13 protein-coding genes are annotated in these 14,450 nt (G+C 51.7%); 7 read left to right on the forward strand and 6 right to left on the reverse strand.

Annotated features, from left to right (window positions below; translation table 11 throughout):
* The first annotated feature begins 268 nt into the window (after positions 1-268).
* The 3 genes from BW941_RS13755 (at position 269) to BW941_RS13765 (ending at position 1,620) form a co-directional block, all read left to right on the forward strand.
* Positions 269-718, forward strand: coding sequence for a hypothetical protein (locus BW941_RS13755; RefSeq protein ID WP_076517004.1), 450 nt, complete (start codon positions 269-271; stop codon positions 716-718).
* An 85-nt stretch (positions 719-803) separates the two neighbouring features.
* Complete coding sequence (gene bamJ, locus BW941_RS13760; RefSeq protein WP_076517006.1) at positions 804-1,286, forward strand: BamJ family beta-barrel-assembly machinery protein; 483 nt, start codon at positions 804-806, stop codon at positions 1,284-1,286.
* Between the two features lie 4 nt (positions 1,287-1,290).
* A complete protein-coding gene (locus BW941_RS13765; RefSeq protein ID WP_076517008.1) occupies positions 1,291-1,620 on the forward strand; it encodes a TfoX/Sxy family protein in 330 nt (109 codons plus the stop codon).
* Between the two features lie 54 nt (positions 1,621-1,674).
* On the opposite strand, the gene BW941_RS13770 is transcribed toward BW941_RS13765, so the two are convergent.
* Positions 1,675-3,075 (reverse strand): DEAD/DEAH box helicase, encoded by a 1,401-nt coding sequence (locus tag BW941_RS13770; protein ID WP_076517010.1) that lies wholly within the window; start codon positions 3,073-3,075, stop codon positions 1,675-1,677.
* On the reverse strand, positions 3,072-3,623 hold the full coding sequence (locus BW941_RS13775; protein ID WP_068439536.1) for a YaeQ family protein: 552 nt from the start codon (positions 3,621-3,623) through the stop codon (positions 3,072-3,074). Before BW941_RS13775 ends, BW941_RS13770 begins: the two co-directional genes overlap by 4 nt.
* 144 nt (positions 3,624-3,767) lie before the next feature.
* Between BW941_RS13775 and BW941_RS13780 the strand changes: the two genes are divergently transcribed.
* A complete protein-coding gene (locus BW941_RS13780; RefSeq protein ID WP_076517012.1) occupies positions 3,768-4,145 on the forward strand; it encodes a helix-turn-helix domain-containing protein in 378 nt (125 codons plus the stop codon).
* Complete coding sequence (locus BW941_RS13785; RefSeq protein ID WP_076517014.1) at positions 4,142-5,455, forward strand: type II toxin-antitoxin system HipA family toxin; 1,314 nt, start codon at positions 4,142-4,144, stop codon at positions 5,453-5,455. The genes BW941_RS13780 and BW941_RS13785 overlap by 4 nt, the downstream gene beginning before the upstream one ends.
* Positions 5,456-5,500: 45 nt before the next feature.
* Here the strand turns inward: BW941_RS13785 and BW941_RS13790 are convergent, their stop codons facing one another.
* The 4 genes from BW941_RS13790 to BW941_RS13805 all read right to left on the reverse strand — a co-directional run bounded on the left by BW941_RS13790 (position 5,501) and on the right by BW941_RS13805 (position 10,551).
* The gene (locus BW941_RS13790) at positions 5,501-5,968 is read right to left on the reverse strand and encodes a hypothetical protein (protein WP_076517016.1); all 468 of its coding nucleotides are present in this window, start codon (positions 5,966-5,968) and stop codon (positions 5,501-5,503) included.
* Between the two features lie 40 nt (positions 5,969-6,008).
* Positions 6,009-7,952, reverse strand: coding sequence for a putative bifunctional diguanylate cyclase/phosphodiesterase (locus tag BW941_RS13795; RefSeq protein ID WP_076517018.1), 1,944 nt, complete (start codon positions 7,950-7,952; stop codon positions 6,009-6,011).
* 276 nt (positions 7,953-8,228) lie between these two features.
* On the reverse strand, positions 8,229-9,371 hold the full coding sequence (locus tag BW941_RS13800) for a fatty acid desaturase family protein (protein ID WP_076517020.1): 1,143 nt from the start codon (positions 9,369-9,371) through the stop codon (positions 8,229-8,231).
* Between the two features lie 139 nt (positions 9,372-9,510).
* Entirely contained in the window at positions 9,511-10,551 is a 1,041-nt protein-coding gene (locus BW941_RS13805) for an AraC family transcriptional regulator (RefSeq protein WP_076517022.1), read from the reverse strand.
* Positions 10,552-10,680: 129 nt separating this feature from the next.
* On the opposite strand from BW941_RS13805, the gene BW941_RS13810 reads away from it, so the two are divergent.
* Entirely contained in the window at positions 10,681-12,408 is a 1,728-nt protein-coding gene (locus tag BW941_RS13810) for an AMP-binding protein (RefSeq protein WP_076517024.1), read from the forward strand.
* Positions 12,409-12,625: 217 nt separating this feature from the next.
* Positions 12,626-14,431, forward strand: a complete 1,806-nt coding sequence (locus tag BW941_RS13815) for an acyl-CoA dehydrogenase C-terminal domain-containing protein (RefSeq protein ID WP_076517026.1) — start codon at positions 12,626-12,628, stop codon at positions 14,429-14,431.
* Positions 14,432-14,450: the final 19 nt, after the last annotated feature.

Below are 14,450 nucleotides of genomic sequence, written 5' to 3' on the forward strand. Positions count from 1 at the left end.
GGTTCTCTCTATAATCATCATTCAGAGTTGTTCTTTTTAGGTACGGAAAAGGAGGACAGGTTCAACCTGATTGGCAAGGATTGGCCAAACAGAGTGTTCCGTCGGGTTTAGCGCCTGACATTGACTTTTTCTGGAAAAGCCCTTAGCCGCGGTGCCTGGCGGACACATGTGAGAATTTTTGCCTGAAAAGCACCCGTTGACCCTGTGCGAACTTGCGTCATTCTGGTGTAAGGAACTGCAGTAACTTACTACGGAGATTGGAGACTTTATGGCTATTTGTGAAACGCCTGACTGCGGCGAGCAGTCGATCGGTTATTTTCGTAATCTGCGAATCAATAAAATGGTTCAGATGTGTACCTATTGCCGTGCCCGATGTAACCAGACAGAGCCCCGTCTAAAGCCAGGTAAATTGCCCGAGCCGACTAAGAAAACGGGAGCTCAGTGGGTGCTCGCTGGGGCACTCAATAGGTACGACTGGACTGCAGAAAAGGCTTTTTTCGATACCGCATTGCATGGCAGCGATGGCAACCTTGAAAAAATATGGAATGGACGCAGCGCATATCACCGGACCCAGCCCCGAACCAACCTGACGGTGGTCTATACACGTACTGAACAGACGATGACCATCATTGGCGTAGGGCACCATGTCGGTGATGGTAATAATAAATATTCTATAAGATTTGATGACGGTGGAACCCGTCGTTGTGAGCGAAAGTAGCATCCTCTCAGATAAGTAAGATCTGGCGTTACTCGCAGAAGTGTCTCGGGCACGGCATAATGACTGCAAATTTTAAGGAGCCATTATGACTTTTAATATTGTTCTGATCGTACTTATCGTTTTGCTGGTGATCTACGCGTTAAAGCGCGCGGGTGTATTCAGCAAAGGCGCAGCAGAGAATGAGACCGTCGGTGATGCTTATTTAGCTGAGAATGCGTTACGTGATGAAGTAACTCAGACAGACAGTGGGCTGCAGTACGAAGTGCTCACAGAGGGGGAGGGTGATACTCGACCGGCAGCGACAGATACTGTGCTGGTGCATTATCACGGCACTTTGATCAATGGTTCTGTGTTCGACAGTTCGGTAAAGCGCGGTGAGCCGATTTCATTTCCGCTGAACCGCGTAATTCCAGGCTGGACCGAGGGCGTACAGCTGATGACCAAAGGCGCAAGATATAAATTCTATATTCCTGCGCGTCTGGCTTACGGTAATCGTCAGGTGGGTACTATTCCGGGTGGCTCGCTGCTGATTTTCGAAGTCGAACTACTGGATATTAACCCGGCCTGATCTTATGGCGTTTGATGCTGAGCTTGCGGAGCGTATTCGTGCGGTGGTCTGTCACTTTGGTCACTGGGACGAAAAGAAGATGTTCGGTGGGCTTTGTATCATGCTCAACGGTCATATGCTGTGCGGTGTCTTGGGCGACGAGCTGATGGTGCGGGTTGGCCCTGACGATTACGATGCCGCACTTGCTGAAGATGGTACGCGAGAGATGGACTTCACCGGCCGTCCATTAAAAGGCATGGTGATGGTAGATGGCGCAGCGGTCGCTGAACCAGAGGATCTGGAATACTGGCTTCAGCGGTGTAACCGCTTTGTCGGGCGCCTGCCGCCCAAATAACCCGAAAGGGCTTTTGAAATAGCCTCCGCCTGAAGCGACCAATTGAATCGTGTTTTAATCAATCGATCTCTTGGTGACGTTTTTACGCCCTGAAAAGAGAGAGCCTCCGCGACCTTTTGGCTCTTTTGCTGGTGGCGCGGATGGCTTCTCTTTAGCGCGGTTGGCACGTGGCACGGAGCTCAACTCCTGATTGTCTTCACCGCTCTGTTTTCCTTTTGAAGCCTTTCCTTTCTGTGCTTTCTCTTTGCCTGCTTTTGTCTTCAATGGTTTACGCAGGTTGAGTTTACCAGGCCCTGTCGCGGGGACGCTGTGGTTTGGTACGTGTCCGATAAGATCCTCGCGACGTAGTGCGCGGCCGATCAGAGTTTCAATGGCGGTCAGTGTGTCGACTTCGTGTGCGGCAACCAGTGAAATCGCGATGCCTTTTTCACCGGCGCGGCCGGTACGACCAATACGGTGAATATAGTCGTGCGCGACAGGCGGCAGGTCATGATTGATGACCGCAGGTAAGTGTTCAATATCAATGCCGCGTGAGGCGACATCCGTCGTCACCAGAACTCGCAGGCGATGCTCGCGGAAGGCATCAAGAATGTCGTTACGTTCAGTCTGTGATTTATCACCGTGCAGCACTTCCGCCTGGATGCCTTCCGACTTGAGGTGATCCGTCAGAGCATCGGCGCCTTTTTTAGTCTTGGTAAAGACCATTACCTGCTTCCATTTATTTTCAATCAGAAGCGAAGCAACGGCATTGCCTTTATCGCTGTGATCGACAGGGTGCAGCCACTGACGGACGTTTTCGCTGGTGCGGTTGGCGTCTTTCTGCCCGAGTTCGATGGCTCCGGGCATAAGCTCAGACGCAAGTTCGCGTACGGCATTATCAAATGTTGCCGAGAAAAGAAGGTTCTGGCGAACGTCGGGTAGTTTCTGAACAATGCGTTGCAGATCTTCGGCGAAGCCCAGATCCAGCAGGCGGTCTGCTTCGTCGAGCACCAGACACTGCAGATGCTCAAAACTGACACGATGACGGATCATGAGTTCGTACAGACGACCTGGTGTGGCTACGACAGCGTCTGCGCCTTCGGCCATTTTATCTTCAATGGTGCGTGGGTTCTGTCCGCCGCAAAGGAGCAGACAACGGTGACCGCAGTTGCGTCCATAGTCCCGAAAATTCTCCGCCAGTTGCTGAGCGAGTTCACGCGTTGGCGCAATAATAAGTACTCGCGGGTAGCGATAACCTTCTTCTTCTGTGCGTGGGTGCTCGCTGAGTAATTGCAGAAGCGGAAGCATAAACGCTGCAGTCTTGCCTGTACCGGTTGGCGCTGCGGCCATCAGTTCGGTTCCCGCCAGGATATGAGGGATTGCGGCCTCCTGAATCGGGGTAGGTTCAGCGTACCCCAGCGATGCCAGCCGTTTCAGAATGTTAGTGTCGTGCAACAGGCTGCGGAAGCTACTCATGACTGGTCTCCACCAAAGAGTGTCTCAGGCGTAAATTCGATGGACTGCTCGTCATTTCCTAGCCACATGGTGCCGTCCTGGATCGTCGCTTGCAGTCGCATGGTACGGGTGCATAGTGACTCTAGCTGAGTGCAGGCATCGTCGGCGAGCTTAATTACGCTCAGCTTTGGGTATGCATGAATTTTATTTTCGTGCTGTTTCCACCAGACATCAAATGCATTGCCCTGATAGCCGTACAGTTTGACTGACTGTGCTTTATTACACGCCTTTCGTAGACGTTTTTCATCAGGCTGGCCCAGTTCAATCCAAAGCTCCGTCTCATCGCTGTATGTGCGCTGCCAGAGATCAGGCTCGTCATCTGTGCTGATGCCTCGGGTAAATTCCAGACGTTCGTGTGCATTCAACGCGAATACCGCGATGCGGGTCATCATTCTCAGTATGGTTTCTGAGGGATGTTGGGCGATCGTCAGGGTGTGGGTCGCATAGTAGTCGCGATCCATGTCAGAGATCATCAGTTCAGCTTTGTAGATGGTGGCTTTCAGTGCCATGCCTGGATTCTCGAGCTTTGTGTACGGGAGAAGAAAGGTGCGTACTCTACTGCGATTGGTGGAGCTTGCATAGTATAAATACTTTTTACTTTAAGGATCATTCGTGATTAATTATATGTATTAATGTTATTTAGGAGGTCATAAATGAGTGAATATGATCTTGATCCACTGTCAGATCAGCAGATTCTGGCAAAGTTGGCCGGGCGACTCCGGAGTGAGCGTCTCCAGCGTAACGTTACACAGCAGGCGCTGGCTGATCTCGCTGGGGTCGGAGTTGCCACACTGCGGCGTTTCGAGGGCGGGGAGGGTAACCTGAGCCTACTCAATCTTATTGCTGTTTTACGCGCCCTCGGGCTTGTGCACCTGTTGGATGCATTGATTCGTGAGCCTGATGTCAGCCCGATAGCGAGCCTTCGAGAGAACGGTGCCGGCATTTATCGGGAGGCGCCTGTTCGTCAGAGGGCAAGGCCTGAATCGTCATCGGCAGATGATGCAAGCTGGTCGTGGGGCGATGGCGAATGATCAGCCTGGCGGAAGTGCAGCTTTGGGGACGCACAATAGGCGCTGTTCAATGGGACAGTGTGCGTCAACTCGGCGTTTTCGAATATGCTCCTGAATTCCTGCGCTCGGGCATTGAGTTGGCACCACTGCAGATGCCGTTAAGAGCGGGGCGTTTCAGTTTTCCGCAGCTAGCTCATGAGACCTTTAAGGGCTTGCCGGGAATGTTGGCTGATGCCCTGCCGGACAAGTTCGGTAATCTCCTGATTGATCAGTGGCTGGTGGCACAAGGGCGTGATCCGGGGTCATTCAATCCTGTTGAACGTCTGCTCTACATTGGGCAACGAGGCATGGGGGCACTGGAGTTTGCTCCGGCGACGCGAGGCCATGTAGGCGCTGGAACGCCAGTCGAGTTGTCCGAGTTGGTGTCGCTGGCGAATAAAGCCCTGAATCAGAAGCAGGGCCTGGCGGTAGAAATTATTGAAGGTGAAGAAGACGCCCAGGCGTTGAACCAGATTATTGCAGTGGGAACGTCGGCGGGTGGTGCACGTGCAAAAGCCGTCATCGCCTGGAACGAGCAGACCGGAGAGGTGCGTTCCGGGCAGTGTGATACAGAAGCGGGCTTTCAGCATTATTTGCTCAAATTCGACGGCGTTGCGGCGAATCGTGATAAAGAATTGGCAGACCCTCAAGGTTATACCCGCATTGAATATGCATGCTACTTGATGGCACGGGCTGCGGGCATCGAGATGATGCCAAGTCGCTTACTTGAAGAAAACGGTCGTGCGCACTTTCTGACCCAGCGGTTTGACCGGTCTGAAACTGGCAAGAAGCTTCATATGCAAACGCTCTGTGGTATTGCTCATTACGATTTTAATGTGGCAGGCGGGTATTCTTACGAGCAGTGCTTTCGTGTGATTCGTCAGGTTGTGAAGAGTCAGGCACGCGTTGCTCAAGAGCAGCAGTTCCGGCGAATGCTGCTTAATCTGATGATACGTAATCAGGATGATCATACGAAGAATATTGGCTTTCTCATGAACCGTAAGGGGGGGTGGTCTCTGGCGCCCGCTTATGATGTAACCTATGCCTACAACCCTGATGGGGACTGGACTTCTACTCACCAGATGTCTGTCAACGGCAAGCGGGATCATTTTGCCCTTGATGACCTCATCGAATGCGGTAAAGCAGCGGACATTCGGGAGCGACAGGTTAAAGAGTTGATTAGCGAGGTGGGAGAGGCTGTCCGAGACTGGAGAAGGTTCGCCCAGGAGGCAGGCGTCCCGGAGGATTGGGCCGCCTCTATTGAATCATCCTTTAGGAAGTTTTTAATTTAAAATATCGTTAATGATATTTTGGTATTGGTTTCTGCAATTTAGTGATCATTGATGATCTTTTGATTCATTCCATTTGAACAGTAGCAAACGTACACGCTCATCGCATGGCTGATGCCAGAAGTTGGTGTCTTCGTACCACTCTCCGAGCATGTCGAGGCCAGGCTCTGCCTGACAGGCGCCGATCTCAATGGATGACTCTTTGCCGTAGGCGTCGTAGAGCTTTTCAAGAAGAAGCTCGCAGCGCTCTGCGTGGTCGGCTAGCAGAAACGGGTGATCAAGGTCTGCTTCCAGCTCGCGGATGACCGACCAGCCGGTTTCTCCCATCTGGTAGAGAGTGTCCTGAGATATACCATGCAGGTCTTCGAGTGCGAAATCCCAATCGTCCCAGTCATCGTCCGGTTGAATCAGAGTTGTCTTGACGGTGCCGTCCGCCAGAGACCAGGCGATTGCGATGGGGTGTGCGCTGTCTTCGTATGAGCTGGCATCAATCGCAACAAAAGACGGGTATTCCACGGCGGACTCCAGATAGAAATCGATTAGTCAGGCGGCGAATTTACTTCGCCGCCGGTCGATGTGCAATATTGCAGTGCAATAAGTCGTCGGGGTGCAGGAATTGCTCGGCGTCTGAGGCACTCACTGGGTGACCATAATAGAACCCTTGTGCGAGATCACAGCCGTTGCGGATCAGAAAATCAGCTTGTTCGGCGGTCTCAATACCTTCGGCCACAATCAGCATGTCGAGGTTTTTGCCTAACGTAATGATCGATGCGGCAATAGCCTGATCGGCGGTGCTCGTGCTCAGGTCCTTCACAAACGTCCGGTCGATCTTGATGGCGTCGACGGGTAAGTTCTTCAGATAATTGAGTGATGAAAAGCCGGTGCCGAAGTCGTCGAGGTAAATAAATATGCCATGTTCTCTGAAATACTCGAGGACGTGGCGGGCATGAGTGAGGTCCTGCATCAGCAGGCTTTCAGTGATCTCAACTGAAATCAGCGAGGTCGGTATGCCTATTTCGTTAATGGTGCGGACGATATCCAGATGAAAGTTCGGGATCAGGAACTGTCTTGGGGAAATATTGATGCTGATATTGGCCTGGTAGCCTTGCTGGTACCACTCTTTGGCTTGAGTGCATGCCTGCTCAAGAATCCAGAAACCAATCCGGCCGATCATACCCGCATCTTCGGCAATGTGGATGAAGCTCTCGGGCGATACGAATTCACCGTTAGACTTCGGCCAGCGCAGTAAAGCTTCAAAGCTGTGCAGGTGGCCGGTCGACATGCCGGGTCGTATATCGTGGAGGCATACCTTAGGTTGGTAATATAACTCCAGCGCATTGCTTTCGAGCGCCTTACGCAGACTGGTCTCCAGGGACATACGCTGAACTGCGATACGTTCGAGTGATGGCGTAAACAGGTGGTAGCAATTCTTACCATTCGCCTTTGCACGGTACATGGCGATGTCGGCATTGCGCATAAGAATACCGACTTCTTCACCATCAGTAGGGTATATGGCTATACCCATGGAGGCGCCAATGACGAACTCTCTGCGTCCGAGGCGAATCGGATCACACAAGCGCAGCAGCAGATGCTCTGCGGACTCCAGTACTTCATCGTGGTGCTCGACGTGGTTGAACAGTACGATAAATTCGTCACCGCCAACACGGGCCAGTGTGTCTCCTGGGCGCATTACTCCCTGAAGGCGTTGGGCGACCTCAATGAGCAACTCATCACCGGTACTATGACCAAGGCTGTCGTTGATGGTTTTAAAACCATCCAGATCCAGATAGCAAAGAGCAAAACGCTTGTGCGTATCCGTCGCTTCTTCAATGGCTTCAGACAGTTTCTGTTGCAGGTGTACACGGTTTGGCAAGCCGGTCAGGCTATCATGGTACGCCTGGTAACTGATGGTCGCTTCTTTTTCACGTACTTCCGTAATATCGCGGATCATCCATATAAAGCCGGCAACTTCATGGTGATGTCCGTAGATCTCCAGGGTTGTCCCGTCATGAAACTTGTATTCATCGAACGACGATGTACCGGGATCACGAATCGCCGCCAGTTGACTATGCAGCTTCGTTTTATCGCTGAACAAGGAGCAGGAGTAGTGGAACAGGTCGGTGCCCGACCGAGAAATGACTTCGTCCCGTGAGGTGCGGAGCAACTCTACGTAGCGGTCGTTGAACGCTACGACATGATCATCGTTGTCGACAACAAGAATGCCTTCGTTTGACGCATTGAGCGTGGCATTGAGTACTTCGTATGACTGACTCAGTTCCTGTTGTGACTTTCGTTGGGATTCAAGGTTGCGGGTCAGGGTAGCGTTCCGCTCCAGCATGGTACGCGCACTCTGCTCAAGCGTTTCCATGAGGTCGGACCGCTGTTGATCCAGTAATTCGTATGTTCGGTCAACGTCCCGGAGCAGCGCCTGAAAGTTTTCGGGCAGGCTCGCCTCTTCTCCGAGGTGTTGCTTTATGTGTTGCTCAAGCCTTTGGTGCATAGGGCCGCCAGGTACCTGTTTGTTTTTGTAGTTGTCGGTAAGCGTGGTGACGACCTGACGGGAGAATCAGGACGGCCTGACATCCGCTGGTTGCCGTGGCAATGAATCGAGCGTACCCGGCTATTTTGTCCTGTCTGCATCTTCCGCTCTGACTTTTTAAGGAAGGTATGCAAGGCATCCGGAAAGAACTCGACTTTTGCTAGCGGCAACCGGCTTCTGTTGCTCGATTATTGCTCTATAAAACGGTTTGTTTAAACGTCTCAGGAGTGTGATGGATCACGAAACTCTGAGCTCCTCCGCACCAGTCGTACACTCTATCTCGTTTGTCTCATCCACGGTAATCGTGCGCGCTGGCGCTGCCGGCACGGAAAGCGCTTTCATGTGGCGATAATGGCCTTTAATGGCTGCCCAAATCGTTGGGTACGAGCGCAGTTCATAGCCCAGTTCTGCTGCTTTCTTTTCAACCATAGGGTGCAGCTCAGCGTAATGCACATGGCTCACACGTGGGAACAGGTGATGTTCTGCCTGAAAATTTAGCCCTCCGAGAGCCCAGGTCAGAAAACGGTTGTCCGTGGCGAAGTCTACCGTAGTACGCATCTGATGTACGGCCCACTCATCCGGTAATACACCACGTTCGTCCGGGCGGGGGAATTCAGCTTTATCTACGACATGTGCCAATTGGAAGATAACGGCGAACAGGAAGCCCAGAAAAGCGTGCATCAGAAGAAAACCGAGCAGTGCTGGGCCAGTTCCCAAAGCAGCCATTGGAATCAGCAGATACAGGGTCACGTAGATGGCTTTCGATGCCCAGAACTCCACATGGTCAGCGAGCTTCATGCGGTGCGAATAATCCCTGCGGGCAATTTTCTGGCTGCCATAGGCTTTAAAATCCAACGCAAAGAACCAGAACAGACTGGTAATCAGGTACAGGAACCAGACATAAAAATGCTGATATTTGTGAAATGGGCGATGCGGTTGATGAGGGCTCATCCGGAACAGTCCGAGCGCGTCGATATCCTCGTCCGCCTCATCGACATTGGTAAAGGCGTGGTGATTGCGATTGTGCTTCTGTGCCCAGTAGTAACGATTGCTACCAACAAGGTTGAAGGACATCGCCATCAGGCGATTGATCTTGCGTGAAGCGCTGAAAGATTCATGTGCACCGTCGTGCATGATATTGAACCCGACCAGTGCTGTGGCTACGCCATGCAGTGCCCAGGCAATGTAATGCATTGAGCCAGACAGACCGTAGATGAGCAGGTAGCTCCCTACGTACAGCAGGGCAATAAAAATGGCTTTATTATGCAGGCGATCATCGCCGGTTTTCCTGATTCCTTTCTCTCTGAAGAAACGGGTCACTTCTCCAGATAATTCCTGATATACCGGGCGTTTGCCGGACTGAAAGTGTACGTGAGACATGTTAATTATTCTTTTGTTATGAGGCCGCAGCCTGTGCTTTTCGGACGCTCGTTTCTTCCACTTCCGTATGGACAATCAGCGCCTCAAAGTTATCGTTATTATACAGGTGTTGTGAAACTATGGTTGGAAATATTGTGACTCAGGACACATGTTTGGTCAGTTTTCGGTAATTTAATGGTGTGATTCCCATCCATTTCCGAAACGCCCTCACGAAGTTTGACGTGTCTGTGTAACCTAGTTGCTCGGCGATTTCTGAAACCTTCATGCTCGAGTTGCCAAGCAGTCTTGTGGCCTGTTCACGTCTTACTTCTTCAACCATTTTTCGGAAACTGGTGTTGAGCTGTGCCAGTTGCCGGTTGAGGGATCGGGCGCTGATACGCAGGCGCTCTGCAACATCTTCTAGTGACAGGCCGCTGCCGTAACTGATCAGAAGTGTACGGACCCGTGACGCAAGATCGATGTGCTCACCCGGCGCTTCCGCCAGTAGCCGTTCGCATTCCTGCTCAGCGCTATGACGAGCAACGCTGTTCGCTGTTGATACCTCGAGGCTCAGAGCTGCTTTGGGTAATACAAGTTCGTACTGATCACAGTTAAATTCGACGTCACAGCCTAACAGTTGTTCATAGAAAGCCACCGGTCGCTGTGCTGACTCGACCAGTCTGATGATTGGAGCCAGGATGTCATTATTGCGGGTCAAAAAACGCGCAATTGTTACCAGCGTCGATAGAATATTGTGCGCAATAAAAGGGTAGGAGTCGGGCAGGGCGGCAGCTCTGATAATTTCCAGAGCGCATTCATCCTGCCCCTGACGAAACCGAATGCGCGCCAGCCCCGTACGGGTGCCCGCATAACGTACGGCGAGGGACAGGCCTTCACCGAGCGTCTCGCTTGCCATCACGGCAAAACCAAGGAAGCCATGGCTGGCGATGCTCATTCTTCGCCCGTGCTCCAGCCCCAGCAGAGGATCGTTTGACAGGCGATAGGCGTTGCGTACGATCTGGTCATACTCACGCGCTGAGATATGTGTGCCGGGTTGTCCGAGCGCACGTGGCGAAAGGCGGGTATTTGCGACCAGCTGTGCCGGGCTTATCCCTCGGTTAGCCAGCAGCTCCAGCAAGGGGATCAGGTACTCGTTAGTAAACAGCGGGTGAACCGCGGATATTTCCTGACGTCCGGGCATGATAAACCTGATACAATGTGTGGCGATAAATGACCAAAATGATGTCACGAATATCACTTTCGCTCAAACTCGCTTTGCTTCATAGTCTGGGCGCCATAAAAAACGATCAAATAAACAGGGGAAAAACCTATGGATGCGTCTTTCTGGGACGGCAAACGTGCGCCCGGTATCGTTGATACCATCAATGTGAATGAATACGATTCGGTTGTTGAATGCATTGACAGTGCGTTCAAGCGCTACGCTGACCGCAAAGCATTCACCAGCGTAGGCTACACTCTGACCTATCGTGAAATCGACGAGTACAGTGCTGCATTCGCATCCTATCTCCAGAACCATACTACCCTGCAGCCAGGCGATCGCGTCGCGGTTCAGATGCCGAACATTATGCAGTGTCCGATTGCTGTGTACGGTGTTCTCCGTGCCGGAATGATTCTGGTGAATACCAACCCGCTGTACACCGAACGTGAGATGCTTCATCAGTTCAATGACTCAGGTGCGAAAGCCCTGGTGTGCATGGACATGTTCGCTAAATCTGTACAAAGCATCCTGCCAGAAACGGGCCTGAAGCACGTTATCGTGACCAGCCTTGCAGACATGCTGCCATTCCCTAAGCGTCAGCTGATTAATGCTGCTGCTAAATACATCAAGAAAATGATCCCGGATTACTCGTTGCCAACCGCTGTGCGTTTCCGCAAAGCGCTGAGCCTGGGTAAGTCTGCGGGTGCTTACAAGAAGAACCACATCACTGGTCACGACAGTACTATCGTTCTGCAGTACACCGGTGGTACTACAGGTGTTGCGAAGGGCGCTGAGCTGACCAACCTGAACCTGATTGCGAACATGCTGCAGGCGCGCGCCAACATGGCACAGGTTGATGATAACGGTAAGCCACTGAAACCAGCCGACGGCGCTACCGTAGTAGCTCCGCTGCCTCTGTACCACATATACTCTTTCACTGTTCACCTGATGGCGATGCTGGATTCTGGTGATCACAGCATCCTGATCGCGAACCCTCGTGACCCAGGTATGTTCATCAAGATGATTAAGCCTCATCGCCTGGACGGTTTCGTTGGTCTGAACACCCTGTTTGTTGGCCTGCTGAATCACCCTGAATTTAAAGAGTGTAACTTCGAGCACCTGAACCTGACGCTGTCAGGCGGTACCGCTCTGATGGACGACACGGCTAAGCGTTGGAAAGAAACCACAGGTTGCGGTATCTCAGAAGGCTACGGTCTGACTGAATGTTCGCCAATTGTTGCAGTTAACCCAGCGGCGGGCCTTGAGCGTCTTGGTACTGTTGGTCAGGCTGTGCCGGGCACGTCTCTGAAGTGCATCGACGATCAGGGTAACGAAGTGCCTCAGGGCGAACGCGGCGAGCTGTGCGTTAAGGGCCCTCAGGTAATGAAAGGTTACTGGAACCGTCCTGAAGCTACGGCTGACTCCTTCACTGAAGACGGCGAATGGCTGAAGACCGGTGACGTTGCTGTGATCGACGACGATGGTTTCGTGAAAATCGTTGATCGTATCAAAGACATGATTCTGGTTTCTGGCTTCAACGTATATCCAAACGAAATCGAAGAAGTCGTAGCGGCTCACCCAGCAGTAGAAAACTGTGCGGCTATCGGTATCCCAGATGATAAGAGCGGTGAAGCCGTGAAACTTTTCATCATTTCAACCGACAAAAATCTCACTGCTGACGATATCAAAGCGCACTGCCGTGAGAGCCTGACAGGTTATAAACAGCCTAAGTACATTGAGTTCCGTGACGAGCTGCCAATGACTCCGGTTGGTAAGATTCTGCGTCGTGAACTGAAAGACGAAGAAGCTGCAAAAAACAAAGAAGCTGAGCCGGCATAATTCCAGCTCTGTGAATTGTTTATAAGAGACAGCCCCTTTTAGAGGGGCTGTTTTGTTTCTTGATCTGCCTCAACATTCCCATCAGAAAGACCAGAAACTTACCCCTGTGACAGCCTGAATAGGTCTTCGCGGCCAATGGCGCGACACACCTCCGACTGAAAGAATGCTGACTGTCTGTTTTTTCAACAGCTTGTTTTTTTATTAGCGAGACAGTTTCATGATTCAATTTAAAGCTCCACTGCGCGACATCAACTTTCTGATTAACGACGTATTCGATTATCAGACTCACTACAAAAATATTCCGGGCGGCGATGAAGCGACGCCTGATATGGTTGACGCCATCATTGGCGAAGCTGCACGTTTCAGCGAAGAAGTTCTGTCTCCTCTGTATCAGGTCGGTGACGAAGGCTGTAAGTTCGAAGATGGTCAGGTAACGACTCCACCGGGCTTTAAAGAAGCCTATCAGCAGTACATGGAAGGCGGCTGGCAGGGTATGTCTGCGCCGGTTGAATACGGCGGTCAGGGTCTGCCTCTGTCACTGGGTGTGATCAAATCTGAACTGATCGGTACCGCGAACTGGGTGTGGGGTATGTACCCGGGTCTGTCACTGGGAGCGATGAACACCATCTACCTGCACGGTACAGAAGAGCAAAAGCAGACTTTCCTGGTTCCATTAACAGAAGGTCGCTGGACAGGCACCATGTGTCTGACTGAGCCGCAGTGTGGCACTGACCTTGGCCAGGTAAAAACCAAGGCTGAGCCAAACCCGGATGGCAGCTACAACATCACCGGTACCAAGATCTTTATCTCGTCTGGTGAACACGATTTTACCGATAACATCGTTCACATCGTACTGGCGCGCCTGCCTGACGCACCAGAAGGTACCAAAGGTATTTCTCTGTTTATCGTTCCTAAGCTGAACGTTAATGAAGATGGCAGCAACGGTGATGCGAACAACGTGACCTGCGGTTCTATCGAACACAAAATGGGTATTCACGGTTCGTCTACCTGTGTCATGAACTTCGACGGTTCTAAAGGCTTCCTGATCGGCCCTGAGAATAAGGGCCTGCACTGCATGTTCACCTTTATGAACACGGCTCGTCTGGGTACTTCTATTCAGGGGATCGGTGCGGCTGAACTGTCGTTCCAGGGCGCACTCCCTTACGCGAAAGAGCGTCGCTCCATGCGCTCCCTGAGCGGTAAGAAGAGCCCGGATAAAGTGGCTGACGCACTGATCGTTCATCCGGATGTCCGTCGCATGCTTCTGACTCAGAAAGCCATCGCTGAGGGTGGGCGTGCCATGCTGTATTACGCAGCAACGCTAGCTGACAAAATGATGGCCTCGCACGCTGCAGGCGACATGAAAGGTTACGAAGATTGGGATGACAAACTGGGCTTCCTGACGCCGATCATGAAAGCGGGTCTGACAGAACTTGGTTACGAAGCGGCGAACCACGGTGTTCAGGTTTACGGTGGTCACGGCTTTATCAAAGAGTGGGGCATGGAGCAGATCATCCGTGATACTCAGATTGCCAAGCTGTACGAAGGTACTACAGGCGTTCAGGCACTCGACCTGCTGGGTCGTAAGATCCTGCTGGGCCGTATGAAGTCATTCGATGATTTCCGCGCTGTGGTAAACCAGTTTATTAAGAACCACAAAAATACCAAAGAGATGAAGCCGTTCATCAAGCAGCTGAAGCGGGCGATGATTGCCTGGCGTCTGAACACTTTCCGTATTGCGTTCAAAGCACGAAAAGACCGCGACATGGTAGGTGCTGCGTCAGTCGATTACCTGATGTACTCCTGCTACATCGTGATGGCGTTCTTCTGGGCGAAAATGGCGGATGCTGCTTACACTAACCTCGCTGAGGGGAAAGACGTCGATTTTCACAAAGCGAAAATTCAGACCGCAGAATTTTATTACGATCGTCTTCTGCCTAGAGCGAAAGCACACAGGAAAATGATGCTAAAAGATCCGAAGTCTCTGATGCAGATGGATGAGGAGAGCTTTGCTTTTCTTTAAGTGAGATCTGACGATAATA

The sequence above is a fragment of the Thalassolituus maritimus genome (assembly GCF_900156675.1).
Taxonomy (GTDB): domain Bacteria; phylum Pseudomonadota; class Gammaproteobacteria; order Pseudomonadales; family Oceanobacteraceae; genus Thalassolituus; species Thalassolituus maritimus.